General features: G+C 63.6%; 28 protein-coding genes, 1 tRNA gene and 1 pseudogene. 13 read left to right on the forward strand and 17 right to left on the reverse strand.

Translation table 11 applies throughout. The features are described 5' to 3' along the window. Positions 1 to 24 precede the first annotated feature (24 nt). Both ACGLHT_RS25160 and ACGLHT_RS25165 read left to right on the forward strand, forming a co-directional pair. Positions 25 to 549, forward strand: a complete 525-nt coding sequence (locus ACGLHT_RS25160; RefSeq protein ID WP_137163248.1) for an ankyrin repeat domain-containing protein — start codon at positions 25 to 27, stop codon at positions 547 to 549. Between the two features lie 60 nt (positions 550 to 609). Further along, positions 610 to 1140, forward strand: coding sequence for a hypothetical protein (locus tag ACGLHT_RS25165; RefSeq protein ID WP_013971513.1), 531 nt, complete (start codon positions 610 to 612; stop codon positions 1138 to 1140). A 62-nt stretch (positions 1141 to 1202) separates the two neighbouring features. Here ACGLHT_RS25165 and ACGLHT_RS25170 read toward each other — a convergent pair whose 3' ends face one another. Continuing rightward, positions 1203 to 2141 carry a ZIP family metal transporter gene (locus ACGLHT_RS25170; protein ID WP_085590062.1) on the reverse strand — a complete coding sequence of 313 codons (939 nt, stop codon included), beginning with the start codon at positions 2139 to 2141 and terminating at the stop codon, positions 1203 to 1205. A gap of 124 nt (positions 2142 to 2265) precedes the next feature. Between ACGLHT_RS25170 and ACGLHT_RS25175 the strand changes: the two genes are divergently transcribed. From ACGLHT_RS25175 to ACGLHT_RS25190, 4 genes are all read left to right on the forward strand, one after another. After that, on the forward strand, positions 2266 to 2457 hold the full coding sequence (locus ACGLHT_RS25175) for a PLDc N-terminal domain-containing protein (RefSeq protein ID WP_012271091.1): 192 nt from the start codon (positions 2266 to 2268) through the stop codon (positions 2455 to 2457). A 240-nt stretch (positions 2458 to 2697) separates the two neighbouring features. Then, a complete protein-coding gene (locus ACGLHT_RS25180) occupies positions 2698 to 4773 on the forward strand; it encodes an LTA synthase family protein (RefSeq protein WP_085590064.1) in 2076 nt (691 codons plus the stop codon). Between the two features lie 207 nt (positions 4774 to 4980). Then, the gene (locus tag ACGLHT_RS25185) at positions 4981 to 5217 is read left to right on the forward strand and encodes a hypothetical protein (RefSeq protein WP_025338164.1); all 237 of its coding nucleotides are present in this window, start codon (positions 4981 to 4983) and stop codon (positions 5215 to 5217) included. Positions 5218 to 5393: 176 nt separating this feature from the next. Next, a complete protein-coding gene (locus ACGLHT_RS25190; protein WP_003260395.1) occupies positions 5394 to 5726 on the forward strand; it encodes a ribonuclease E inhibitor RraB in 333 nt (110 codons plus the stop codon). A gap of 125 nt (positions 5727 to 5851) precedes the next feature. Here ACGLHT_RS25190 and ACGLHT_RS25195 read toward each other — a convergent pair whose 3' ends face one another. Continuing rightward, positions 5852 to 6652, reverse strand: coding sequence for a cytochrome c (locus ACGLHT_RS25195; protein ID WP_274120081.1), 801 nt, complete (start codon positions 6650 to 6652; stop codon positions 5852 to 5854). 66 nt (positions 6653 to 6718) lie between these two features. Next, a complete protein-coding gene (locus tag ACGLHT_RS25200) occupies positions 6719 to 6961 on the reverse strand; it encodes a hypothetical protein (RefSeq protein WP_128637193.1) in 243 nt (80 codons plus the stop codon). Positions 6962 to 7180: 219 nt separating this feature from the next. Here ACGLHT_RS25200 and ACGLHT_RS25205 point away from each other — a divergent pair, with 219 nt between their 5' ends. Beyond that, positions 7181 to 7912: an amidotransferase gene (locus ACGLHT_RS25205; RefSeq protein WP_137163251.1), complete on the forward strand. Its 732-nt coding sequence runs from the start codon at positions 7181 to 7183 to the stop codon at positions 7910 to 7912. A gap of 131 nt (positions 7913 to 8043) precedes the next feature. On the opposite strand, the gene ACGLHT_RS25210 is transcribed toward ACGLHT_RS25205, so the two are convergent. The 3 genes from ACGLHT_RS25210 to ACGLHT_RS25220 form a co-directional block, all read right to left on the reverse strand. Continuing rightward, entirely contained in the window at positions 8044 to 9015 is a 972-nt protein-coding gene (locus ACGLHT_RS25210) for a magnesium and cobalt transport protein CorA (RefSeq protein ID WP_015269363.1), read from the reverse strand. 64 nt (positions 9016 to 9079) lie between these two features. Further along, positions 9080 to 9799, reverse strand: a complete 720-nt coding sequence (locus ACGLHT_RS25215; RefSeq protein ID WP_137163252.1) for a 1-acyl-sn-glycerol-3-phosphate acyltransferase — start codon at positions 9797 to 9799, stop codon at positions 9080 to 9082. Between the two features lie 181 nt (positions 9800 to 9980). Then, a complete protein-coding gene (locus ACGLHT_RS25220) occupies positions 9981 to 10670 on the reverse strand; it encodes a crotonase/enoyl-CoA hydratase family protein (RefSeq protein WP_274120082.1) in 690 nt (229 codons plus the stop codon). Positions 10671 to 10868: 198 nt separating this feature from the next. Here ACGLHT_RS25220 and ACGLHT_RS25225 point away from each other — a divergent pair. Next, positions 10869 to 10958 (forward strand) — tRNA-Ser (locus tag ACGLHT_RS25225). Positions 10959 to 11127: 169 nt separating this feature from the next. On the opposite strand, the gene ACGLHT_RS25230 is transcribed toward ACGLHT_RS25225, so the two are convergent. The 4 genes from ACGLHT_RS25230 to ACGLHT_RS25245 all read right to left on the reverse strand — a co-directional run bounded on the left by ACGLHT_RS25230 (position 11128) and on the right by ACGLHT_RS25245 (position 16157). After that, complete coding sequence (locus ACGLHT_RS25230) at positions 11128 to 13260, reverse strand: TonB-dependent siderophore receptor (RefSeq protein WP_274120083.1); 2133 nt, start codon at positions 13258 to 13260, stop codon at positions 11128 to 11130. Between the two features lie 197 nt (positions 13261 to 13457). Next, the gene (locus tag ACGLHT_RS25235) at positions 13458 to 13838 is read right to left on the reverse strand and encodes a hypothetical protein (protein ID WP_085692434.1); all 381 of its coding nucleotides are present in this window, start codon (positions 13836 to 13838) and stop codon (positions 13458 to 13460) included. A 221-nt stretch (positions 13839 to 14059) separates the two neighbouring features. After that, entirely contained in the window at positions 14060 to 15247 is a 1188-nt protein-coding gene (locus tag ACGLHT_RS25240) for an MFS transporter (protein WP_274120084.1), read from the reverse strand. A 160-nt stretch (positions 15248 to 15407) separates the two neighbouring features. Next, positions 15408 to 16157 carry a 3-oxoacyl-ACP reductase family protein gene (locus tag ACGLHT_RS25245; RefSeq protein ID WP_274120085.1) on the reverse strand — a complete coding sequence of 250 codons (750 nt, stop codon included), beginning with the start codon at positions 16155 to 16157 and terminating at the stop codon, positions 15408 to 15410. Between the two features lie 118 nt (positions 16158 to 16275). Here ACGLHT_RS25245 and ACGLHT_RS25250 point away from each other — a divergent pair, with 118 nt between their 5' ends. After that, positions 16276 to 17214, forward strand: a complete 939-nt coding sequence (locus ACGLHT_RS25250; RefSeq protein ID WP_274120086.1) for a LysR family transcriptional regulator — start codon at positions 16276 to 16278, stop codon at positions 17212 to 17214. A gap of 123 nt (positions 17215 to 17337) precedes the next feature. On the opposite strand, the gene ACGLHT_RS25255 is transcribed toward ACGLHT_RS25250, so the two are convergent. Further along, positions 17338 to 17808, reverse strand: a complete 471-nt coding sequence (locus ACGLHT_RS25255) for a transcription elongation factor GreAB (protein WP_274120087.1) — start codon at positions 17806 to 17808, stop codon at positions 17338 to 17340. 2 nt (positions 17809 to 17810) lie between these two features. Continuing rightward, positions 17811 to 18209 carry a hypothetical protein gene (locus ACGLHT_RS25260; protein ID WP_274120088.1) on the reverse strand — a complete coding sequence of 133 codons (399 nt, stop codon included), beginning with the start codon at positions 18207 to 18209 and terminating at the stop codon, positions 17811 to 17813. 130 nt (positions 18210 to 18339) lie between these two features. Here ACGLHT_RS25260 and earP point away from each other — a divergent pair, with 130 nt between their 5' ends. Beyond that, complete coding sequence (gene earP / locus ACGLHT_RS25265; protein WP_274120089.1) at positions 18340 to 19467, forward strand: elongation factor P maturation arginine rhamnosyltransferase EarP; 1128 nt, start codon at positions 18340 to 18342, stop codon at positions 19465 to 19467. 48 nt (positions 19468 to 19515) lie between these two features. Beyond that, entirely contained in the window at positions 19516 to 20085 is a 570-nt protein-coding gene (gene efp / locus ACGLHT_RS25270) for an elongation factor P (protein ID WP_013971530.1), read from the forward strand. 211 nt (positions 20086 to 20296) lie between these two features. Here efp and ACGLHT_RS25275 read toward each other — a convergent pair whose 3' ends face one another. The 3 genes from ACGLHT_RS25275 to ACGLHT_RS25285 form a co-directional block, all read right to left on the reverse strand. Next, positions 20297 to 20725: an organic hydroperoxide resistance protein gene (locus ACGLHT_RS25275; RefSeq protein ID WP_013971531.1), complete on the reverse strand. Its 429-nt coding sequence runs from the start codon at positions 20723 to 20725 to the stop codon at positions 20297 to 20299. A 141-nt stretch (positions 20726 to 20866) separates the two neighbouring features. Continuing rightward, entirely contained in the window at positions 20867 to 21322 is a 456-nt protein-coding gene (locus ACGLHT_RS25280) for a MarR family winged helix-turn-helix transcriptional regulator (RefSeq protein WP_025338178.1), read from the reverse strand. Positions 21323 to 21380: 58 nt separating this feature from the next. After that, positions 21381 to 22334 carry a LysR family transcriptional regulator gene (locus tag ACGLHT_RS25285; RefSeq protein WP_025338179.1) on the reverse strand — a complete coding sequence of 318 codons (954 nt, stop codon included), beginning with the start codon at positions 22332 to 22334 and terminating at the stop codon, positions 21381 to 21383. 114 nt (positions 22335 to 22448) lie between these two features. On the opposite strand from ACGLHT_RS25285, the gene ACGLHT_RS25290 reads away from it, so the two are divergent. Further along, entirely contained in the window at positions 22449 to 23198 is a 750-nt protein-coding gene (locus tag ACGLHT_RS25290; protein ID WP_025338180.1) for a sulfite exporter TauE/SafE family protein, read from the forward strand. Positions 23199 to 23309: 111 nt separating this feature from the next. Here ACGLHT_RS25290 and ACGLHT_RS25295 read toward each other — a convergent pair whose 3' ends face one another. After that, complete coding sequence (locus tag ACGLHT_RS25295) at positions 23310 to 24161, reverse strand: LysR substrate-binding domain-containing protein (RefSeq protein ID WP_061552405.1); 852 nt, start codon at positions 24159 to 24161, stop codon at positions 23310 to 23312. Between the two features lie 96 nt (positions 24162 to 24257). Between ACGLHT_RS25295 and ACGLHT_RS25300 the strand changes: the two genes are divergently transcribed. Beyond that, positions 24258 to 24476 carry a DUF1127 domain-containing protein gene (locus tag ACGLHT_RS25300; RefSeq protein WP_003260420.1) on the forward strand — a complete coding sequence of 73 codons (219 nt, stop codon included), beginning with the start codon at positions 24258 to 24260 and terminating at the stop codon, positions 24474 to 24476. 74 nt (positions 24477 to 24550) lie between these two features. On the opposite strand, the pseudogene ACGLHT_RS25305 reads toward ACGLHT_RS25300, so the two are convergent. Further along, a pseudogene (locus ACGLHT_RS25305) lies at positions 24551 to 24627 on the reverse strand (3-deoxy-7-phosphoheptulonate synthase); the annotation flags it as partial.

Consider the following 24627-nt stretch of genomic DNA (forward strand, 5'->3'; position numbering starts at 1 on the left):
ACGATTTCTGCCAGGAGGTTCCAAATGTCCACCCAACCCACGCCTGCCACCATGACCGACGACGAAACCGCCGCCTTCGCCGAGCAGGTGTTCGAACGTGCTCGCCAAGGCGATGCCGAGATGCTCGGGCGCCTGCTTGCCAGTGGCCTGCCGGCCAACCTGCGCAACCACAAGGGTGACACCCTGCTGATGCTGGCCAGCTACCACGGCCACCACGGCGCAGTGCGCGTGCTGCTGGCGCATGGCGCCGACCCGCTGATTGCCAACGATAACGGCCAGCTACCCATCGCCGGTGCCGCGTTCAAGGGCGACCTGGCCATGATCCGCCTGTTGCTGGAGCACGGCGTACCGGTGGATGCCGCCGCGCAGGATGGCCGCACCGCGCTGATGCTGGCGGCCATGTTCAACCGCGGCGAAATCCTCGACTACCTGCTGGCCCAGGGGGCCGACCCGGCCCGTCAGGATGCCCGTGGTACCACCGCGCTGATGGCAGCGCAAACCATGGGGGCCGTGGACGCCGCAGCGCGCCTGCAAGTGCTGGCCGGCTAACCGCAAGGGGGCATTTGCGGCTATCCTTGGCGACTTTTCACCCGTCGCAGGCCCCCTTTCATGAAAACTCAGTTGCTCGAATTCATCAGCCTCATTGGCGCTGGCTGCATGCGCGAGGAAGACATCGAGCGCATCGCCGACGAGGCCGCCCAGGCCTACGCCGACCCCGCCGCCTTCCTGGCCGCCAACCCCGACATCAACTACGACGACAGCTTCCCCATCCCGCTGGGCGAATGGGTGGTGCTGGGCAGCCTGCCGGACACCGTGGTGTTCCAGGCCGACAGCTACCAGGACCTGTTCCAGCAGATCAGCGATTCGTTCGACCAGAGCGTGCCGTTCACCCTCAAGCCCAAGCAACTGGCCCGCACCGAGCCGCTGACCGCACTCAACCGCATCCAGGTGCAGATGGGCGCGCTGAACAAAGAGGCCGGTGGTTATGTGCTGCTCAACTTCAGCCAGTTGCTGGATGACGAGCTGCAGATGGTGATGGTGGGGCAGAACGACCTGGCGCGGGTGCTGGAGCTGGGGGCAGAGGTGGGGATCAAGGTCGAGCCGGCCCTGGAGGCCCTGAAGGTCGCCGTGCACGTCTGATTTCCGCGTTTGCTTCTTCGCGGGCATGCCCGCGAAGAGGCCGGTTCAGGCAACCTGAATAGTCAGCCCAGTGCGGTATCCAGGAACATCATCACCGCAAACCCACCCATCAACCCCAGGGTCGCCGCTGTCTGGTGCCCATTGCGGTGGGTTTCGGGAATCACCTCGTGGCTAACCACAAAGATCATCGCCCCCGCCGCCAGCCCCATGCTCACCGGGTAGGCCAGGGCAAAGCCGGTTGAAATCCCCAGGCCGATCACCGCTCCCAGCGGCTCCATCAGCCCCGACCCGATCGCCACCAACGCAGCCTTCAGGTTCGACAACCCGGTAGCGCGCAAGGCCAGCGCCACGGCCAGCCCCTCGGGGATGTCCTGGATGGCAATGGCGCTGGTCAGCGGCAGGCCGATGTTCATGTCGCCATTGGCAAAGCTCACGCCAATGGCCATGCCCTCAGGCAGGTTGTGCAGGGTAATCGCCAGCACGAACAACCAAACCCGGCTGATGCGCTCGGCCTCCGGGCCGCACGGGCCGGTGCTTTCGTGTTCATGCGGGGTGAAGCGGTCCAGGCCCAGCATCAGCAGCACGCCCAGGCCCATGCCCAGCACCACGGTAAAGGCCGCGGCCGGGCCGTTGCCGGTAATTTCGCGGGCGGCATCCAGGCCCGGTAGAATCAGCGAAAACGAACTGGCCGCCAGCATCATGCCGGCGGCAAAACCCAGCATCACATCCTGGGTGCGCGCCCTGACATCGCGCAGCACCACCGCCAGCACCGCGCCCAGCGCCGTGGCGCCAAAGCCGGACAACCCGCCCAGTGCGGCCAGATGCAGGTTTTCGGCGTGGTCGCCGTTCACTGCGTTCCACAGGCTTGCCCCCAGCAGTACCAGTACCACCAGCAGGCTCAGGGCCAGGCCGGCGCCTATCCATGGGTTGTCGTGCATCTGTTGGCGCCAGGCGCTGACGGGCGAGGGCAGGGCAACGGGGTGGGTATGAGCGGGGGGCATGGCAACCTCGAAATCAATGGATACAGCAGTTTAAGCAGTGACCCGCGCAAACGGCCAAGGATTCCCTTCTATCGACGTGATAGCTGGCTATGCTGTGGCAAAGCCTCTGGACAGGAGTTTAGGCATGGGGTCGACGTTCAACAGCCTGGTCGGGCTGATCATCCTGGCGCTGGATATCTGGGCCATCCTCAATGTGATCAAGAGTGGCAGCGAAGTGGGCATCAAGGTGTTGTGGATCCTGCTGATCGCCTTGCTGCCGGTGGTGGGCCTGGTGATCTGGGCGATTGCCGGGCCGCGGGGGAATGTGCGGATCTGAATGGCTGTGCTGGCCTCTTCGCGGGCACGCCCGCTCCCACAGGGATATCACCGGCACCGAGGGCAGTGATCCCCTGTGGGAGCGGGCGTGCCCGCGAAGAGGCCGTAACAGACAAAAGCGGCAACACCCCCGTGACAAAATTTTCACATTGGTTTAAACAGAATCCGCACCCGCACAATGCTGCGTTGGTATACACCTGCGCCATCTCCGCAAACCCGCAATCCTAGGACCTTCCCATTCATGGCTAACCCGGACGCCTTGAAGCAACGGGGCGCGCGAGCGTCGTTCTCGCCCACCCTGAAATCCCACCTGGCCTACACGCTGCTCAGCGGTCTGGTGATCATGCTGATGCTCAGCCTCGTGCGCCTGGCGCTGCTGGTCTACAACAGCGACATGATCGGCGATACCCCCAATGCGACCGTCGCCGAAGGCTTCCTCAACGGCTTGCGCTTCGACCTGCGGGTGGTGGTGTACATCAGCATTCCGCTGCTGCTGGCCATCCTTAGTCCCTGGGCCATGGCCCGGCGTGGCCTGTTCCGTTTCTGGCTGACCATCACCTCGAGCGTGGTGATGTTCCTCGGCCTGATGGAGATGGACTTCTATCGCGAGTTCCACCAGCGCCTCAACGGCCTGGTGTTCCAGTACATCAAGGAAGACCCGAAGACCGTGCTGAGCATGCTCTGGTACGGCTTCCCGGTGGTGCGCTACCTGCTGGCCTGGCTGTTCGGCACCTGGCTGCTGAGCCTGCTGTTCAAGGGCATCGACCGCATGACCCGGGGCAATGGCGCCGGCGAGGTCACCCTGCAGCGCCGCGCGGCGCCGTGGTACAACCGCCTGGCGGTGTTCATGGTGATCCTGCTGGTGGCCGTGGTCGCCGCCCGTGGCACACTGCGCCAGGGCCCGCCGATGCGCTGGGGTGATGCCTTCACCACCGATTCCAACTTCGTCAACCAGCTGGGCCTGAACGGCACCCTGACCCTGATCGATGCTGCCAAGAGCCGCTTCGGCGAAGACCGCGCCAACATCTGGAAACCGGTGCTGGAGCAGGACGTGGCCACGCAGAGCGTGCGCGAGCAGCTGCTGACCGCCAACGACACCCTGGTTGATGCCGACGAGGCTGCCATCCGCCGCGACTTCGTGCCGCCGGCCGAGCGCACCCTGCCGATCAAGAACGTGGTGGTGATCCTGATGGAAAGCTTCGCCGGCCACTCGGTGGGCGCGCTGGGCAGCCCCAACAACATCACCCCGTACTTCGACAAGCTGGCCAAAGAGGGCCTGCTGTTCGACCGCTTCTTCTCCAACGGCACCCATACCCACCAGGGCATGTTTGCCACCATGGCCTGCTTCCCCAACCTGCCAGGCTTCGAATACCTGATGCAGACCCCGGAAGGCGGCCACAAGCTGTCTGGCCTGCCAGCCTTGCTCAGCGCCCGCGATTACGACGACGTGTACGTCTACAACGGCGACTTTGCCTGGGACAACCAGTCCGGGTTCTTCGGCAACCAGGGCATGACCACCTTCATTGGCCGTAACGACTTCGTCAACCCGGTGTTCTCCGACCCGACCTGGGGCGTGTCCGACCAGGACATGTTCGACCGCGGCGCCGAAGAGCTGGCCAAGCACGATGGCAAGAAGCCGATCTACGCGCTGCTGCAGACCCTGTCCAACCACACCCCGTACGCGCTGCCCAAGGACCTGCCGGTAGAGCCGGTAACCGGCCAGGGCCGCCTGGACGAGCACCTGACCGCCATGCGCTATTCGGACTGGGCGCTGGGGCAGTTCTTCGAGAAGGCGCGCAAGGAGCCGTACTTCAAGGAAACCCTGTTCGTCATCGTTGGCGACCATGGCTTTGGCAACCACCAGCAGGTCACCGAGCTGGACCTGGGCCGCTTCAACGTGCCGCTGCTGCTGATTGCCCCGGGCATCCAGGAGAAGTTCGGTGCGGTCAACCACACCGTGGGTACCCAGGTCGACATCGTGCCGACCATCATGGGCCGCCTGGGTGGCCAGGCCCGTCACCAGTGCTGGGGCCGCGACCTGCTCAACCTGCCTGAGGGCGACCAGGGCGTGGGCATGATCAAGCCATCGGGTAGCGAGCAGATCGTCGGCCTGGTGCAGGGCGACCGCATCCTGATCGAGTCCAAGGACATGACCCCGCGCATGTACCGCTACCAGTTGGGCAGCGAGTTCAAGGCCGAGCTGATCGAAAGCCCGGACCAGCCGGAAATGCTGAAGAAGCTGGAAGCGTATATCCAGACCGCGACCAAGAGCTTGCTGGATAACACTGCCGGTGTAGTGCACGGCACGCCGAAGTAGATCGGGGCCGTTTCACGGCCCATTCGCGGGCACGCCCGCTCCCACAGGTACAGCACAGGTTTCGGACCTTGTGGTGGCCCTGTGGGAGCGGGCGTGCCCGCGAATGGGCCCAACACAAATCCCTCAGACTGAACATTCTCCCCACCTCAAGGTCACTTGTTTCAGGCATCACACACCCGGTGTTCGTTGACTTAGAGGGTTCGTTCAATGAAAGAGTGGGAAGTCATCTTTGCCGACCAGAAGGGCGTGCTCACCACCCTGACGCTGCACGGCGACCAGTGCCCCAGCGAGGAGGACGCCGCGCGGGCCATCCGTTCGCACCTGTTCCCGGTGATGGACGAGCTGGACCTCAACGACTTCCAGGACCGCACTGTTTCACCCACCGCACGCTGGCTCAAGGAACAGAGTGGCGTGACCATCACCAGCATCCACGAAACGCCCTGAACCACACGTTTGCGTGGTGCCCTGGCAGGCACTACGCTGCAAGAAGGTGCCGGCCTATTCTGCGGGTCGGCACCGCATCCCTTCGCGTCTTGCATCAGCTCGAACTGCCCGGCCGCTGCCGGCAGGTGCGTAGTGCACGGAAAGTCTATCCATCGCATTATTCAGGAGGACGTTTCATGAGCAGCCAGAACGACGATATCAGCAGCAACGTCCTGCGCCAGATGAAGGCAGGCGGTTTCGACTTCACCCAGATCCACCCCATCGAGTTCTACGCCATATTCCCCGACGAAGCAGGGGCCCGCCGCGCGGCCGGGCAGTTTCGCGGTGAATCGCTGAATGCCCAGGTGAAGGAGCTGGGCGACGGTGCCTGGCATCTGGAGCTGAGCAAGGTCATGTATGCCACCCATGGCGGGATTGGCGACTTCGAAGAGGCCTTCGAGCAGCTGGTGACACCTTATGGCGGTGAGGTGGAAGGGTGGGGGGTCAAGCAGGAGCGGCCCATAGCCTGAGATTTTTGGGAATTTGGGGCCGCTTTGCGGCCCTTTCGCGACACAAGGCCGCTCCTACAGGCGTGCGCGTACCCTTGTAGGAGCGGCCTTGTGTCGCGAAAGGGGCGCAAAGCGCCCCCAGGTTCTCAAGGCCTGCGCCCGGCCATATGCCTCAAATAGGCCAGCAATTCATCCAGCTCCGTTTCACTCAAGACACTTTCTGCAAACCCCGGCATCTTCGCCTGCGGCCACTGCCTCAGGCTCTGTGGGTCACGAATCAGCTGGCGTAGATATTCAGGCCGAAAATACTCGGTCGGGTTATGCGGCACATTCAGGTCCGGCCCTACCTGTGCATCCCCCGCGCCATTCAGCCGGTGACACGCCAGGCAGTTCTGCTGGAACAAGGCAAAGCCCCGGCGCACCGGGTTGTCGGCCGACAGCTTCGGGTCGGGCAGCAGCGCCGGAAAACGCGCCTCGACAGAAGCCAGCTTGCGAATCGTGGAAATCTGGAACGGCCACTGCTCCGGGCGGATGCCGCTGGCCTGCGGTGCAGTCCACACCAGGTAGAACGGCCCCGCACTTGGCTTGCCCTGGCCCAGTGGTGGCCACGGCCGGCCCGGCTCCTCCACCGCCAGCCAGGCCTGTGCCGGCCCGTGCTGCAACAGTGGCGCCGCCGGCATTTCGGCGGCAAAACCGTCCAGCGCCACCGCCTGCAGGTGGTCGCTGGCGTTCACGCCATCCAGCAGCGCGGCCAGCGGCACCGCCCGATAATGCATGGGCTGCTTGTAGGAAACGTCCTGGTCGATGCTGATGTCCCGGGCCTGCGGGTGGTCGAGCAGTTCGGCACTGCTCCACTGGCGCGTCGTAGCGCCCAGTTCAAGGTGCAGTTGCGCCGCCGACAGCGGCAGGCTCAGGAGCAACACTAACAGTGCAAGGCAGTGGCGCATGGGTAATCTCCGACCATCAAGGCCAGCAGGTTACCTGTGCGTTGCCTGTTGGCGCCACAGCGGCAGTCAGCCGAACAAACGTGTGAGGTTCGGCAGGATCAGCAGCAAAGTCGTGGCGAAGAGAATGAGCCCAGCTTGGCGAATTTTTGATTGTCTGAACATGGCGGACCGCCTTCTTGTTGTTATTCCTGAATACCCGTTGGCTTCCCTGTCGCGCTTCGGGTCGATCGCAGTGGCGTTGCGTGACGCCTGAACTGCCTGCCTCTTGAAAGTGGATATACAACCAACAGTAGGGTGTGCGTCATCCATGTTTGAGAACCCTTTGTTCTAATACTGTAGTTCGTTGATTTCGTCTGGCTATGAGGCCAAGTGCCAGCCGGCTGGCATGCTCTGGCTAGACGGTGGCGCAAGTGCCAGCAGGGCACCGACGAAATGTGACCGTTCGTCAGTGCGGCCTACTTGCTTGTACGTGCCTTTCGCGTCAGTCTCTACAGCAGATTCCCACCCATGTCGTTCAGGACTACCCCTATGTCGTTACGCATCTGCATCCTTGAAACCGATGTCCTGCGACCGGAGTTGACCGCGCAGTACCAGGGCTACGGCAGGATGTTCGAGCAGCTCTTCTCGCGTCAGCCGATCGCCGCCGAGTTTCGTGTGTACAACGTGATGAATGGCGATTACCCCGCCGACAACGAAGTGTTCGATGCCTACCTGGTGACGGGCAGCAAGGCCGACTCGTTTGGTATCGACCCGTGGATCCAGACCCTCAAGGCCTACCTGCTGAAGCTGTACGAGCGTGGCGAGAAGCTGCTGGGTGTGTGTTTCGGCCACCAGTTGCTGGCGTTGACCCTGGGTGGCAAGGCCGAGCGTGCCGAGCAGGGCTGGGGCGTGGGTATCCACCGCTATTCGCTGGCGGCCCATGCACCGTGGATGGACCCGGAGGTGTCGGAGCTGACCTTGCTGATCAGCCACCAGGACCAGGTGACCGAGCTGCCGGAAGGCGCCACGGTGATCGCCTCCAGCGATTTCTGCCCGAACGCTGCGTACCACATTCGTGACCAGGTGCTGTGCTTCCAGGGGCACCCCGAGTTCGTGCACGACTACTCCCGCGCACTGCTCGATGCGCGCCAGGAGTATCTGGGTGATGAGGTGTACCACAAGGCCGTGGCCAGCCTGGCCACTGAGCACCAGGGCGACCTGGTGGGGGAGTGGATGTTGCGGTTTATCCAGCAACCGGTGAGCAAGCACAGCGCGGCCTGAAGCCGAGCGTTGTTTTTGTAGGAGCAGCCTTGTGCTGCGAAGAGGCCCTCACGACCACATAGCATCTGTTGGTCTTGCCGGCCTTTTCGCAGCACAAGGCTGCTCCTACAGGAAGCGCGCCGGGCCTGGGGTCAAAGCCAGCCAGACTTCTTGAAGCTGGCATACAACGCGGTACAGCCCAGCCCGATCACCCCCAGCACCCCGAAGTACCCATAGTGCCACCCCAGCTCCGGCATGTTCTGGAAGTTCATCCCGTAAACCCCGGCAATTGCCGTGGGGAACGCCAGGATCGCTGCCCAGGCTGCAAACTTGCGCTGCACGATGCTCTGCCGTGACGACTCCAGCAGCATGCCGATCTCGATGGTCTGGCTGGCGATGTCGCGGATGCCAGCCAGGTCTTCCATCTGCCGCGTCACATGGATCTGCACATCACGGAAGTACGGGCGCATGTTCTTGTCGATGAACGGGAAGCTCAGGCGCTGCAGTTCCTCGCTCACTTCCACCATCGGTGCCACGTAGCGGCGCAGGCGCAGGATGTCGCGGCGCAGGCTGTGCAAGCGGCGGATATCGTCCTCTTGCAGCGAACCGCCAAGCACGCTCTGCTCCAGCTCTTCGATCTCGCCATGAATGGCCTCGCTGACCGGCTGGTAGTTCTCGGTGACGAAGTCGAGCAGGGCGTACAGCACGAAGTCTTCGCCGTGCTCCAGCAGCAACGGCCGCGCCTCGCAGCGCTGGCGCACCAGGGCATAGGATTTCGAGTGGCCGTTGCGGCAGGTGATGATGTAGCCGTTGCCGGCGAAGATGTGGGTTTCGATGAACTCCAGCTTGCCTTCGTGGCGCACCGGCGAGTAGGTGACGATGAACAGGGCGTCGCCAAAGGTTTCCAGCTTGGGCCGGCTGTGCTTTTCCAGGGCGTCTTCGATGGCCAGTTCGTGCAGGTTGAACTGGCACTGCAGGTTGGCCAGCTCCTCTGCGTTGGGCTCTTCCAGGCCGATCCATACAAAGTGCCCCGGCTTGCGCGCCCACTCGCTGCCTTCATCGATGCTGATATTGGTGACCTTTCTGCCGGCGCTGTACACCGCCGATGCCACGACTCGACCCATGGTTGTTCGCTTATTCCGGTTGGACACGGGTTACAGCTTGGGCTGTAGTGGGCTCAAGAGCAACCTAGCGCTTGGCCAGTTCCCCTTCCATGCGGTCGATGCATTGCTGCATCTGCCCCCGGCACTGTTCGATCAGCGCCGGCATGTCCTGCAGGGTCATGCCCGCCGTGGCGATCGGTGGCAGCGAGCGCACGATCACCGTGCGCTGGCGCCAGCTGTTCAGGCTCAGGCGCCCGGCATAGCGGCTGACGCATACCGGCACGATCGGCACACCGGCCTCGATGGCCATGTGAAACGCGCCTTTCTTGAAGGCCAGCAGGTGCTCGCCGGGATTGCGCGTGCCTTCGGGGAAAATCCAGATCGAGGTATCGTCCTGCAGCACCCGGGTGGTCTTCTGCATGGCCTTGCGTGCCTGGTAGGCGTTCTTGCGGTCGACCAGCACGTTGCCACCCAGCCAGAACAGCTGGCCGAACAGCGGGATCCAGCCCAGGCTTTTCTTGCCGATGGCGACGGTGCGCTGCGGTACCACCTGGCCTAGCACGAACAGGTCGAAGTTGGACTGGTGGTTGGCGACGATCACGCAGCCTGGCGGCTGATCCCACAGCGGGCCGACTTCGGCCTTGACCCTGATGCGCATCAGCCAGGTGGCCGGCAGGCTGTAGAGGCGGGCGAACACGCGGCTGTTGTCGGGGTTGAAGGGGCGGCACAGGCCGATGACCAGGCCCAGGGTGCCAACCACAAGGAAATGCAGCGCCAGCAGGAACATGCGCAATGAATAAAGCATGGTACGACTCACACCAGACAGTCGCCGGGCAGTGTACGGATGTGCACTGGTTGGGGCAAACCCTGGAGCAAGCCTGTACTGGCCCTTTCGCGGGTGAACCCGCTCCCACAGGTACCTCATTGCTCTTGAGGCCTGCGATATCCCTGTGGGAGCGGGTTCACCCGCGAAGAGGCCGCTACGGTCAACCTGTATAGTGCTGGTCCAGCTCGATCGCCTTGTCCAACGCTTCCAGCAGCCCTTTGCGCACCTTCAGCTTGGTGTTCTTGTGCGCCAGCATGTTCAGCTTCTTCAGCTCCCGCGCTTTCTCCAGTGCCGCATCCTGCAGTTGCTCGGCCGGCACCACCTTGTCGAGGAAGCCTGCGTCCACCGCGCCCTGCGGGTCAAACACCTCGGCATTGATCACCGAGCGGTGGAAGGCCGAGCGGCGCAGGCGGTCGCGGGCCAGTTCGATGCCGACATGGTGCATGGTCATACCGATCTGCACTTCGTTCAGGCACACCTTGTACGGCCCTTCGACGCCAATGCGGTAGTCGACCGACAGCAGCAGGAACGCCCCCTTGGCGATGGCTGTGCCCGGGCAGGCGACGATGACCGGAAACGGGTGCGACAACAGGCGGCGGGCGAGGGTGGAACCGGCGGTGACCAGGCTGACTGCTTCCTTGGGGCCGCTGGTCATCACCTTGAGGTCGTAGCCGCCAGACAGGATGCCCGGCTGCCCGGTGATGATCACCACCGCACGCTCCTGCGTGGCGCGGTCGAGCGCGGCGTTGAAGGCGGCGATGACGTCTGGCGAGATGGCGTTGACCTTGCCGTTGTTCAGGGTCAGGGTAACGATGCCGTCTTCGGCGTGGTAGGTAATCAGCTCGCTCATGGCAGAGTCCTTTTGTTGGCGTGGCGACGACGTTACCCAGCGTCAGGGGCGAGGTAAAGCAGTAAGGCTGACTGGTCGGTCAGCGTTCGCCGGGGCTCAAGTGCAAATGCATGAAAAAATTGAAAAAAATGCTTGCCAAAGGGAAAGTCTTTCACTAAATTAGCGCACCTCGACAGGCTGCAAGGCTTGAAGAGAAACGGTGAAGTGTCCGAGTGGTCGAAGGAGCACGCCTGGAAAGTGTGTATACGAGAAATCGTATCAAGGGTTCAAATCCCTTCTTCACCGCCACATTCTACGAAGAGCCCCCGAGCTGAGAAGCCGGGGGCTTTTTGTTTTTGGGGCCTTTGGGGGCCGCTTTGCGGCCCATTCGCAGCACAAGGCTGCTCCTACAGGATGGGGTGCGCCCCTGTAGGAGCAGCCTTGTGCTGCGAATGGGCTGCAAGGCAGCCCCAAAAACCTAGAAGCTGACCGAAGCCGAAAGCCGAGCCGTCCGCGGCGCCCCCTGGAACAGGTAGTTATCCCCCAGGTAATCCCCCACATCGCGCCAATAACGCTTGTCGAACACGTTGTCCACAGTCAGCCGCAGCACCGTGTCATACCCACCAATGCGCGTGCGGTAGCGGCTACCCACATCGAACACCGTATACCCACCAACTTCGACATTTCCCGCCTGGCTCGCATACTTGCTGGCGCTGTAGCGCGCCCCGCCCAGCAGTGCCAAGCCCGGTACCGGCAGGGTGTATTCCGCCTGCAGCGCCGCCCGGAACCTGGGCACGTTGATCGCCTGGTGGCCTTCATAGGCATCGGTGTCGCTGTTCTGCACCCGCGCCCGAATCGCCGCAGCGCTGGCCTGCACCTGCAGGTTCGAGGTCACCCAGCCGCTGGCGCCCAGTTCCAGGCCGGTGTTCTTCTGCTGGCCTTGTTGCACATAGGTGAAAGTGCCGGCGCCGTCCGGGCGCGCGTACTGGTATGCCTGGCGTATCTGGAACAGTGCGGCGCTGAAGCTCAGGCCTTGCCAGTCATGCTTGAGGCCCAGTTCCAGTTGGTGCGAGGTCGTCGGTGCCAGGATTTCGAATTTGTTCTCGGCGAACCACGGTGCGGTGCCGCCTGCCGACAGGCCTTTGGAATAACTGGCATATACCGTGGTATCCGGCTGCGGCTTGTAGATGAGCGCGGCGTTGGGCAGCAACTCGTACTGCCGGGTATGGCGACCGGCAACGCCGTCCTCATTCCAGGTTTTCTCGTCCAGGCGTACTTCACGGGCACCCAGTACGGTCTGCCAGTGCTCGTTGAAGCTGATGCGGTCGCTCACGAACAACCCGTACTGGCGGCTGTCCAGGCGACGTTCGCTAGACCTGATGGGCTTGTCGGATGGGTCAAAGGCCGGTGCACCCGTGTAGATGTTGCCTGTACCTACCCATTCCATATAGCTGGGGCGCTGATCCAGCGTGCGCCGCTGCGCACTGGTGCCCACGGTCAGCTCATGCCCCACGCCCAGCGCATCGAAACGCCCGTTGAGCATGGCCTGCGCCTCGTCGGTACGGCGGGTGTCGTCGGGGCTGCGGAAGTCGTAGATGTCGTAGTCGCCGTTGCTGCCGAAGAACGCGCCTTCGCTCGAACCCCAGGCAAACGAGCTGTAGTCATCGATCACCACCTTGCTGCGCGAGGCGCTCAAGGTCCCGGTCCAGGCTTCGTTGAAACGGTACTCGAAGCGCCCACCCAGGTTCAGCGAATCGTTCTGCACCGGCTTGGCCCAGTGCTGGTAGGCCAGGCGGTCGTCGGGGTCGATGCCATGGGGGACTTCGCTGCCACCGAGCAGCTGGTATCCCGGCACCGAGCGCTGTTCGCGATGCTGGTATTCGGCATCCAGCTGCAGGGTGGCATCCGGGTTGATCTGCCAGTCGAAGGCCAGCGAGGCGAAGTCGCGCTTGCCGTCGGCGTGGTCGACGTAGGAGCGGATGTCTTCATGGGCCAGGTTGGCCCGCAGGCCGAACTGCCGCTCGCTGCCGAACCAGCCGCCCAGGTCGGTGGCCAGGTAGCGTTCGCCTTGTTCGTTGGTCGACACCGTGACGCTGCGCACGTCTTCGGCGCGCTTGGTCACGTAGTTGACCAGGCCGCCCGGCTCCGAAACACCGCTTTGCAGCCCGGACAAACCCTTGAGCAGCTCCACCTGCTGCTTGTTCTCCAGGGCCACGTTCTGCTCGCCGGCGATGGTCTGGCCATTGATGCGGTAGCTGCTGGCGGCATTCAGCTCGAAGCCGCGCACGTTGAAGTTTTCGTAGTAGCCGATGGGGGCGTAGCTTTCGCCCACCGAGGCGTCGCTTTGCAGCACTTCGCTGAGCTGGCGTACCTGGCGGTCTTCCAGCAGTTGCTGGTTGAACACGCTGATCGAGGCCGGGGTGTCGAGCAGGGGCGCGGGCTGGAAGCCGCCTACTGCTGCCTGGCGTGCCTGATAGCCGTCGTTGGTGTAGGTATCGGACACCTGCAGCGGGGCCAGTAGTACGGTGTCTTCGGCAAGCACATGGGGGCAATGCAGGGCCAGGCCCAGGCTGAGCAGGCTCAGGGGCAGGCGGGGGTGACGCGGGGGCATGCGGTGGGGCTCCTGGATGCGCGACACCTGTGCCGGCCTCTTCGCGGGTATACCCACAGGGACTGCGCCACACTCAAGGGCAGCGCTGTTCCTGTGGGAGCGGGCGAGCCCGCGAAGGGGCCAGTACAGGCCATGAAAAAAGGCGGCATCTTACAGCCGCCTTCAACATAAAACGATCCGGGCTTTGCGATATCCAGTCAGCCTTTGCGGGCCGGCCGCCTGTGCTGCCGCCAGTTGTCATCGATCTTCGACCAGGTCTTGCCATCGGTAATGGCCATGAGCTTGCGTCCGTCCTTGAAGGTGGCCAGGAAGGTGGCTTCCTCTTCCTTTCCACCCAGCCACAGCCCGGCCAGCAACCCCACCGGCCCGGCCACCAGGGCCCCGGCCATGCCCCAGCCCAGGGCACTGCCCAGGCTACGGCTGGACTCGAGGCTGGCCAGCCGCAGCTCGCTGATGCGTGCCAGGGAAATCCGCTCGCCCGGGGAGGGGCTGCGCGGGGTCTTGAGTGTGAGCGATCCGTTGCGATACTCGCCTTCGCCTTGCAAGAAATCGCCGGATTGCACCGTGAGTCTTGTCATAACGTCGTCCTGTCAGGGAAAGGGCATTGACCAGCGCCTACTGAGCGCTGCCCGGGCAGGCAAGTCAACGGCCATGCGACGGAGGGTCGTGCGGTGCATTGTCGCCATGGCTGATGGCCTCTTCGCGGGCACGCCCGCTCCCACAGGTACATCACATGCTTCATGCCAGTGACAAACCTGTGGGAGCGGGCGTGCCCGCGAAGAAGCCAACAAAAATTATTTCAGGCCGCTTGCAAAGCGCTCCTGCGCTTGCGCTCCGCCAACCCCCACGCCAGCAACGCCAGCCCGCCAATCACCAACCCGGCCAGCACAATCCCCATCCAGCCCTGGCGCTGGAACAACTGCGTGCCCAGCAACGACCCCAAGGCCCCGCCAATGAAGTAGCAGGTGATATACCCGGCATTCAGCCGCGTGCGCGCTTCGGGCCGCAGGGCAATCACCGCGTTCTGGTTGCTCACGTGCACCAGCTGCACCGCCAGGTCGAGCATCAGCACGCCCAGCAGCAAGGCCGGCAACGACTGCTCGGCAAAGCCCAGTGGGACCCACGACAGCAGCAACACCACCAGCCCCACGGTGGTACCCAGCGAGCCTTTGCCACGGTCGGCCAGGCGCCCGGCCCAGTTGGCCGACAGCGCACCCGCCGCACCGGCCAGGCCGAACAGGCCTATCACCGCGTCCGAATAGTGATACGGGCCTTTTGCCAGCAGGAACGCCAGCGGCGTCCAGAACAGGGCGAACAGGCTGAACGCCAGCAGGCCGAGTAGCGAGCGCAGGCGCAGCACCGGTTCTTCGAGGAACAGGCGGAACACCGAGCCGATCAGCGCCGGGTATTTCAGCCCGGCATGGCTGTGGTGTTGCGGCAGGCTGCGGTATAGCGCCACGGCGGTGATCGCCATCAGCACCGCGGCCAGCACGTAGATGCTGCGCCAGCCACCCAGCTCGGCCATGAAACCGGCGGCGGTACGCGCCAGCAGGATGCCCAGCAGCAGGCCGCTCATCAACGTGCCGACCGCGCGCCCGCGCTGGTGTGGCTCGCTGAGGGTCGCGGCCATGGGCACGAGGATTTGCGCCACTACCGAGAACAGCCCGGTCAGCGCCGTGCCAAGGATCAGCCAGGGCAGGCTCGGTGCGCAGGCACTGATGACCAGGCCCAGGGTGGAAATGGCGGTCATCACGGTGATCAGTCGACGCTGCTCGAACAGGTCGCCCAGCGGCGCCAGCAGCAACAGGCCGGCGCCATAGCTCAGTTGCGCGGCAATGACGATGCTGCCGGCACTGGCGGTGCTCAGGCCGAACTGCTGGGCGATGCTGTGCAGCAGTGGTTGCGCATAGTAGTTGCTGGCCACGGCCAGGCCGGTGGCGGTGGCCATCAGCAGGATCAGGGCGCGGCTGAGCGTGGGGGTATTCATGGGGTTCTCGTTGCAGACGGGAGGTAGGAGCAGGGTCAACCTGTGGCGGCCCCTTCGCGGGCTTGCCCGCTCCCACAGGATTATCACAGGGTTTGAGGCCGGTGGGATACCTGTGGGAGCGGGCGCGCCCGCGAAGAGGCCGGAACAGGCAACCCTTCAATCAGGCAGCAAACCCGCCATCGACCGTCAGGCTGGCCCCAGTGACATACCCCGCCTCAGGCCCCGCCAGGTAAGCCACGAAGCTGGCAATCTCATCCGCCTCGCCATAGCGCCCGATCGCCATCAGCGGGATCAGGCTGTCAGCGAACTCGCCGCTGGCCGGGTTCATGTCGGTGTCCACCGGCCCTGGCTGCACGTTGTTCACGGTAATGCCTTTGGGCCCCAGGTCACGGGCCATGCCGCGGGTCAGGCCGACCAGCGCCGATTTGCTCATGGCATAGGGGGCGCCGCCGGCAAACGGCATGCGCTCGGCATTGGTGCTGCCAATGTTGATGATGCGCCCACCTTGGCCCATGTAGCGTGCCGCGGCCTGGCTGGCGACGAATACGCTGCGCACGTTCACCGCCAGCATGTGGTCGAAGTCGGCCAGGTCGAATTCGGTCACCGGTGCTACCGCCAGCACACCGGCGTTGTTGACCAGGATATCCAGCCTGCCGAAGGCCTTCACAGTGTCATCCACGGCCAGTTGCACGGCCGCCGCGTCGGCGCTGTCGGCCCGCAGGGCCAGGGCCTTGCCGCCATTTTTGGTAATTTCCTCAGCCAGCTCCTGCGCCGGACCGGCGGAACTGACATAGGTGAAGGCCACCTGCGCGCCTTCGCGGGCCAGGCGTCGCACGATGGCTGCACCGATGCCGCGGGAACCGCCCTGTACCAGGGCTACTTTGCCTTCGAGGGTGTGTTGCTTGGACATGCTGATCTCCTGCTGGAAGCCAGGCCGGAATGCCTTGGATGGGCGCAGTATCGGCGCTTGATTACCTGCTGATAAGATGGCAATCACTATCAGCAGAGTAAACCTTTGGTTGCCAATCATGGCCATGGAATCGTTCAACGCGTTGGAATGCTTCATCCGCAGTGCCGAAGTCGGCAGCTTTGCCGAAGCCGCCAGGCGCCTCAGCATCACCCCGGCTGCCGTGGGCAAGCATGTTGCCCAGTTGGAAGCACGCCTGGGGGTGCGGTTGTTCCAGCGTAGTACCCGCAAGCTGACCCTGACCGAGGCAGGGCAGCGATTTCTGGGGGAGGTCAGTGACAGCTTCCGCACCATCCAGTACGCCGTGGCCAATCTGGCCAGCAGCGAAGGCCAGCCGGCCGGGTTGTTGCGGGTGAGCATGGGTACGGTGTTCGGGCGCTTGTATGTGTTGCCATTGCTGGCCGAGTTCCTGCGTCGCTACCCGGCCATTACCCCGGACTGGCATTTCGACAACCGCCAGGTCGACCTGATCGGCCAGGGCTTCGATGCGGCGATTGGTGGCGGCTTCGATCTGCCGCCGGGGGTGGTGGCGCGCAAGCTGACCCCGGCGCACCGGGTGCTGGTGGCGGCGCCGGCGTACCTGGGCCGGCACGCGCCGATTGACGACCCGCAGGTATTGCAACGGCATGACGGTATCCTGATCCGCTCGCCGCAGACCGGGCGGGTGCGTTCATGGCCGTTGACCAGCCGTTGGCAGGAGCAGCAGCCATTGCAGTTGCGCCAGGCGATGACCATGAGCGATTCGGATGCGGCTTGCGCGGTGGCCGAGCAGGGCTTGGGGATTGCCCTGGTGAGCCTGCCGTTTGCAGTGCCGTACCTGGAAGGCGGGCGGCTGCAGCGGGTGCTGCCGGACTGGTACGTGGACGATGGGCATATCAGCCTGTATTTCGCCGAGCACAAGCTGTTGCCGGGCAAGACCCGGGCGTTTATCGATTTTGTGGTGGAACAGTTCGAAGAGCAGGGGTTGGCGCGGCGGTTCGATGCCTTGCAATCCGTGTAGGAGCAGCCTTGTGCTGCGAAGAGGCCGGTAAGGCAAATGACTTTCTGTGTCGCTCATGGCCCCTTCGCAGCACAAGGCTGCTGCTACACGGGGATCACTGGCCTGGGGAGCGAAGAGGCCGGTTCAGACAACATCGACTATGAACAATGCCTGTGCCCCCAGGCTCACCTCATCATCAACCTTCCTGCCGATCAACTGCTGCCCCAGCGGCGAGCGCGGGGTAATCACCGTCACCAGCCCATCCCCCTCGCCAATCTTCAACCCCGCCGCCTCGGGCCCGAGGAACAGTCGGCGCTGCCCGCCATCTTCATCCGCCAGCGTCACCAGGTTGCTCACCTGCACCCCGCGTGCCGGGTCGTAATCACGCAGCAGCAGTTGCTGGTAGGTCACCAGCGCCTTGCGGATCTCGGCGCTGCGGCGGGCCTGGCCGGTAGCCAGGTACGAGGCTTCCAGGCCCAGGGTGTCGTACTTGTTCTCGGCGATGTTCTCTTCGGCGGTGGCGGCTTCGTACGCGGTTTGCGCCGCGCGGGTCAGCACATCCAGGTCATGCTCGAGGGTGGCGACGATCTGCGCCAGCAGGCTGGGCTTGTCCATGGTCAGTAACAGAACGCCAGCACGTTGGCCTGGCTTTTGTCGGTGGGCGCGGTGCGGTTCTGCTGCAGCCAGAACTGGCACTTGGGGCTGTTGAGGTTGCGCGGGTTGCCCTGGGCGGCCTCGGCGGCCTGTTGCACCTCCTGCTTGTGCAGGATGTCCTTGTAGCGTTCGAACATTTCCGCCTGGGCATCCGCCGCAGGGGCTGGCGCTGGCGGCGCGGCAGGCCGGTACGCGGCGGGGGCCACGGCCTGGGCCAGTGGCTGTACCTGCTGTGGCCACAGTTGCAGGGCCAGCCACAGGCTGGCGGCGATGGCCACGGCGCCCAGCCACAGGCCAAAGGCAACGCACACGATCAACGGCAGCGGCTTGAGGGTGATCTTCAGTTCACGGTGGCGCGGCATGGCAGCCTCCTGGCAGGGTGTTCGGGGTGCATTGTCGCATGCGCCTGGGCATTTTTCCGCGCAGGTGCTTTTGTCAGCGACAATTTATGCGCAGAATGCGCGGTTTTCCCGCTGGGCGAGGGCAGGGCACATGAAAGCCACCTGGGACATCTTCTGCAGCGTCGTCGACAACTACGGCGATATAGGCGTGACCTGGCGCCTGGCCCGGCAGCTGGTGGCCGAGCACGGCCTGGCAGTGCGCCTGTGGGTGGATGACCTCAATGCGTTCACGCCCATGTGCCCCGGGGCCGATGCCACCGCCCCGCAGCAGTGGCAGCACGGTGTGGATGTGCGCCAGTGGCCGGTGACCTGGTTGCCGGTGGCGCCGGCTGATGTGGTAATCGGTGCCTTCGCCTGCCAGTTGCCAGCAGCTTATGTAGAGGCAATGCGTGCTCGCGCCACGCCGCCGCTGTGGTTGAACCTCGAATACCTCAGTGCCGAGGACTGGGTGGAGGGCTGCCATGGCTTGCCTTCGCCGCAGCCCAATGGCTTGCGCAAGGTATTTTTCTTTCCCGGCTTTACCGAAAAGACCGGTGGCCTGCTGCGCGAGGGCTCGCTGCTGGCGCGGCGTGATGCGTTCCAGCAAGGCGCACGGCAGGCCTTCTTGCAGGGGCTTGGCGTAAACCTTGAAGCGGGGGCGTTGCTGATTTCCCTCTTCGCTTACGAAAACCCGCAACTGGGCAACTGGCTTGATGCCCTGGCCTCAGGCGAGCAACCTTGCCACCTGCTGGTGCCGCAAGGGCGCGTTGTCGCGGGGCTCGGCCAGTGGCTTGGCGAGGCGGCCCTGCAAGTGGGCAGCTTGCGCAAGCGAGGGGCGCTGACCGTGCAGGTGCTACCTTTCGTCAGCCAGGATGACTACGACCGGTTGCTGTGGAGCTGTGATTTCAATGCCGTGCGCGGCGAAGACTCGTTCGTGCGCGCGCAGTGGGCCGGGCAGCCGATGCTGTGGCACATCTACGTGCAGGACGAGAATGCCCATTGGGAAAAGCTCGAAGCGTTTCTGGCGCATTATCGACACGGGTTGTCAGGCGATGCCGATGCTGCCCTGCTTGGCCTGTGGCGTGCCTGGAACATGGACCGCGACATGGGCCAGGCCTGGCAGGCGGCCCGCCAGCACTGGCCGGAACTGCAGCAGCATGCCCGGCTTTGGGCAGCGCGACAGGCCGCTCAGCCGGACCTTGCCACAGCGCTAGTACACTTTTACCGAAATTCGCTATGATACGCGGCCTCGATTTTTATAAATCCATCCAGATTCGGATACTTCGTAATGAAAACTGGTAAAGAACTGAAACCCGGTACCGTCCTGCGGATCGACAACGACCCGTGGCTGGTTCAAAAAGCTGAGTTCACCAAGTCGGGCCGTAACAGCGCGATCATGAAGACCAAGCTGAAGAACCTGCTGACCGGCTACAAGACCGAAACCGTCTACGGTGCAGACGACAAGCTGGACGACGTGATCCTGGATCGCAAAGAAGCGACCCTGTCGTTCATCAACGGTGACGAATACACCTTCATGGACACCACCGACTACACCATGTACGAACTGAACGCCGAGGACATCGAAGCCGTTCTGCCGTACATCGAAGAAGGCATGGAAGACGTCTGCGAAGCCGTGTTCTTCGAAGGCCGCCTGGTATCGGTTGAACTGCCGACCACCATCAGCCGCCAGGTTGTCTACACCGAGAACGCTGCACGCGGCGACACCTCGGGCAAGGTGATGAAGCCTGCCAAGCTGAAGAACGGTACCGAGATCTCGGTTGCCGACTTCATCCAGATCGACGAGTGGATCGATATCGACACTCGCGACAACAGCTTCAAAGGCCGTTCCAAGAAGTAATCCTTCTTGTGAAACGCAAAAAACCCGGCCTAGGCCGGGTTTTTTGTGCCTGCGATTCCTGCAGATCTCGATGCGTGCTCTTGCTCTTGCTTTTGTGGGAGCGGCCTTGTGTCGCGAAAGGGCCGCAAAGCGGCCCCGGCAATATCAAGGTGTACCCGAGATTCCGGGGCCGCTTCGCGCCCCATCGCGACGCAAGGCCGCTCCCACAGCCTTACACGGTCACGTGCAGGCGCACATCCACATTGCCGCGGGTGGCGTTGGAGTACGGGCACACCTTGTGCGCCTTTTCCACCAGCCCTTCGGCATCGGCCTGGGCCAGGCCCGGCAGGTTGATGTGCAGGTCGATGTCCAGGCCGAAACCACCTGGAATCTGGCCAATGCCCACTTTCGCGGTGATCGAGGCGTCCGCCGGCAGGGCTTTTTTCTCCTGCCCGGCCACGAACTTCAGGGCACCGATGAAGCATGCCGAGTAACCGGCGGCGAACATCTGCTCGGGGTTGGTGCCGTCACCGCCTGCGCCGCCCAGTTCCTTGGGGGTGCTCAGGCTGACTACCAGCTTGCCGTCACTGGAGCGGGATTTGCCGTCGCGCCCACCGGTGGAGGTAGCTTCTGCGATGTACAGCGGAGTGACCTTTTGCATCTTGAGCCTCGCTAATGTGCTGTGCGCTCCCCGTCTGGAGGAGGGCGCGGGTTGGTGTGGGATTTAAATTAGCGCGCAATTAGTTAGTGCGCAAGATAAATCATCACCGTTCATCTGAACGGCCATCGCACAGCATAGCTGTCAGAGGGTTTTCTGCAGGTTCTCGCGCAGCGCCAGCAGGTCGGCCTGCAGTTGTTGCAGCTGTTCCAGGCTGCGCCCGCTGGCCTTGAGGATGCACTGCGGCACTTCTTTGGCCTGCTGCTGCAAGGCGCGGCCCTTGTCGGTCAGCTGCACCAGTACCACCCGTTCGTCCTCGCGGCTGCGGTTGCGCTGCAGCAGGCCTTCGCTCTCCAGACGCTTGAGCAGCGGTGTCAGCGAACCGGGGTCGGTGAGCAGGTGCTGGCTGATCTCGCCTACGGTCAGGCCGTCGTGCTCCCACAGCACGAGCATGGCCAGATACTGCGGGTAGGTCAGGCCCAGGGCCTGCAGCAGCGGTTTGTAGACCTTGGTCATCAGCAACGAGGTGGAGTGCAGGGCGAAACAGACCTGGTTGTCCAGCAGCAGCTCGTCACAGGAGGCTTGGGTGTTGGCGTTCATGCAGGTCCTTGAAGGTAATCAATGGGAAAGTCTGGCACGCGGATCGTTAGTGCGCGCTTTATTCGCGCAGTTCACTGCGCAAGGCCAGGTCCCAGGGTGGAATCGGGCTGAAGCGGCTCTTGAGAAATTCGAGCAGCAAACGGCTGCGAGAGTTCGTTTCATGTTCCAGGCGAAGCGCGTAGATACCGCTGGTTTCCGCTTGGGGCAAGCCACCGTCGCAAAACAAAGGTATCAGCTCGCCACGCAGCAGGTATTCACTGATCAGCCAAGTGGGCAGGTGGGCTATGCCTAAACCGGCGAGGGCGCCGAACAGCAGGGTTTCGGCGTTGTTGGCGGCCATGCGCATGCGTGAGGGGCGGTACAGGCGGGTTTGCCCGGCCACGTTGAAACGCCAGGCGAATGGCGGCGCCAGGCCGTCCCAGTCCAGGCCGTCGTGCCCGGGCAGTTCGCTGGGGCAGGTGGGCATGCCGCGGCTGGCCAGGTAGGCCGGGCTGGCGCAGGCGATGCGCACCATGTAGGCCAATGGCGTGGCGACCAGCCGGGTGTCGGCCAGGGGGCCGGCGCGCAGCACCAGGTCGACCTCGCCCAGGTGGCTGCCATGCAGGTCGACGAAGCTGTCGATCAGGCGCAGTTGCACATCAAGGCCCGGGTAGGCGACCAGGAAATCGGCGATGGCCGGGGCCAGGTGGCGGCGGCCGAATGCGGCCGGGGCGTCGATGCGGATCAGGCCTTCGGGGGCATTGCTGAGCGACACCGCTTCGGCGCGGGCCAGGCGCAGCTCCTCGATGATGCGCCTGGCCCGTTCGGCAAAGGCGTTGCCTGCAGGGGTGGCGCGCACGGCGTGGGTGCTGCGGGTGAACAGGCGGCTGCCCACGGCGCTTTCCAGGTTGTCGATGCGCCGGGCCACGGCGGACGGGGTCAGCGGGTGGCGGCGGGCGGCGGCAGAAAAGCTGCCGGTTTCCAGCACATCGAGGAACAGGCTTAGCTGGTCGGTCAGGGTATCGGGGCTCATGGCTGCCTTGCTTTTGCGAAAAACGCACAGCCATTGTGCGCTGCTGTGCGTTTCCCCGCCAGCCCGCAATCGTTAGCATGCTCGCATTATGTGTACAGGCGGATGAGGCCCCTGATGATCGAGTGGTTGTTGTATATCGTGCTGGGCGCAGCCCTGGGGACCATGGGTGGCCTGTTCGGCATTGGCGGCGGGCTGATCGCGATTCCGGCGCTGGGCGTGCTGTTCGGCCTGGACCAGCAACTGGCGCAAGGCACGGCGCTGGTGATGGTAGTGCCCAATGTGCTGCTGGCGCTGTGGCGTTATCACCAGCGTAACCGCATCGAGTTGCGCCATGCGGTGCCGTTGTCGCTGTGCAGTTTCGTGTTCGCCTGGCTGGGGTCGATCTGGGCGGTGGGGCTGGATGCGCAATCCATGCGCCTGGGCTTTGTCGGCTTCCTGGTGGCCCTGGCGGTGTGGAACGTGGCGCGGATGTTCATGAAGGTGACGCCGCCCAGCGCCGAGTTGCGCTATGCCTGGCCGTGGCTGGGTGTACTGGGCAGCTTTGCCGGCACCATGGGCGGCTTGTTCGGGGTGGGTGGGGCCGTGGTGGCCACGCCGATCCTGACCAGTGTGTTCGGCACCACCCAGGTGGTGGCGCAGGGGCTGTCGCTGGCGCTGGCGGCGCCGAGTACCTTGGTAACCCTGGTGACCTATGGGGTGCACCACAGTGTTGACTGGGGGGTGGGGGTTCCATTGGCGGTGGGCGGCCTGCTGAGTATCAGCTGGGGGGTGAAGTTGGCCCATGCGTTGCCGGAGAAGGTGTTGCGGGCGATGTTCTGTGTGTTTTTGGTGGGGTGTGCGGTGATGCTCGGGTTCGAGCTTTGAGATTTTGGGGCCGCTTTGCGGCCCATCGCGACACAAGGCCGCTCCTACAGGGGATCGCGTGCCCTTGTAGGAGCGGCCTTGTGTCGCGATGGGCTGCGCAGCAGCCCCGGCTCACTTGAACCCTTCGACAATGTAGTCGGCCATGCAATCGGTGATCGGCGAAGGGTTCTGGGTACTGCGCACCAGCATCACATTGGCCACCGGCAACTGCGGCAACCCTTCGCTCTCGCCCAGAATGCGGATATTCCCGCCAATCAGGCTTTGCAGCTGTGCGGTCACCGCCAACCCAGCGGTGACAATGGCGAAGATCGCTGCCAGGCTCGGGCTGGTATAGGCGATGCGGTAGTCGATGCCCTGGGCCTCCAGGGCATTGCAGGTCCAGGCCCGGCAGAAGCAGTCGGTGTTGAACAAGGCTACCGGCATGGGGCGTTGCTCCTGCGGGCAGAAGCCTTCCGCGGCGGCCCAGACCAGGCGTTCCTGGCGCAGCAGCTGGCCAATCTCGTTACCCGGCTCACGGGTGACGATGGTCAGGTCCAGGTCCTGGCGCAGCATCAGTTGTTTGGAGGAGTCGCAATGCACCTCCACCTGCACCAGTGGGTAGGCTTGGGCAAAGCTCGACAGGATGGTCGGCAGGAAACGCATGGCATAGTCGTCCGGTGTACCGATGCGTACGACCCCGACCATGTGCGGCATGCGCAGGGTGTTGAACACTTCCCCATGCAACTTGAGGATGCGCCGCGCATAGCCGAGCAGCACCTGGCCTTCGGCAGTCAACCGCACCTGGCGGCCGTCGCGCTCGAACAGCTGGCGCTGCAGAATGTCTTCTTCCAGGCGTTTCATCTGCATGCTCACCGCCGACTGGGTGCGGTTGACCACCTCGCCGGCGCGGGTGAAGCCGCCCTGCTCGGCGATGGCCACGAAGGTGCGCAGTACGTCCGCATCGAGGCTCTGGTACTGGGACATTGCATCAATCTCCGAGATGCATGGCATCAGAAACATTCGTTGGATTGATCTTATGCCTGGCAGGAGACTGGAGCCATCAACACGGAGGGCTTCACGATGAAAGGTCATGTCAGCAGCATCCAGCAACCTGCCTTTTCCCTGAACCACCTGTGGCATGCCGCCCTGCAGCGCCCGGCGCGCTGGCTGCAGCTGTACCGCCAGCGCCAGGAACTGGCCAGCCTGAGTGATGCGACCCTGCACGACCTGGGGTTGAGCCGGGCGGATATCCAGCAGGAGGCCGAGCGGCATTTCTGGGATGATCCGCTGAGTAAGTGATGCCAAGCGTGGCAGCAGCTCTTGCTCTTGCTCTTGCTCGTTTCGGCTTTTGCTTCTAAGCGCGCGACAGTTCAGGCGCCGCCGATGCATTCGGTGACGTTCTGCCCGGTCATCTCGATGTGGATGCCGCCGGCATGGCTGCCCTCGGCCT

The organism is Pseudomonas sp. PsB (assembly GCF_043658375.1).
GTDB lineage: Bacteria > Pseudomonadota > Gammaproteobacteria > Pseudomonadales > Pseudomonadaceae > Aquipseudomonas > Aquipseudomonas putida_Z.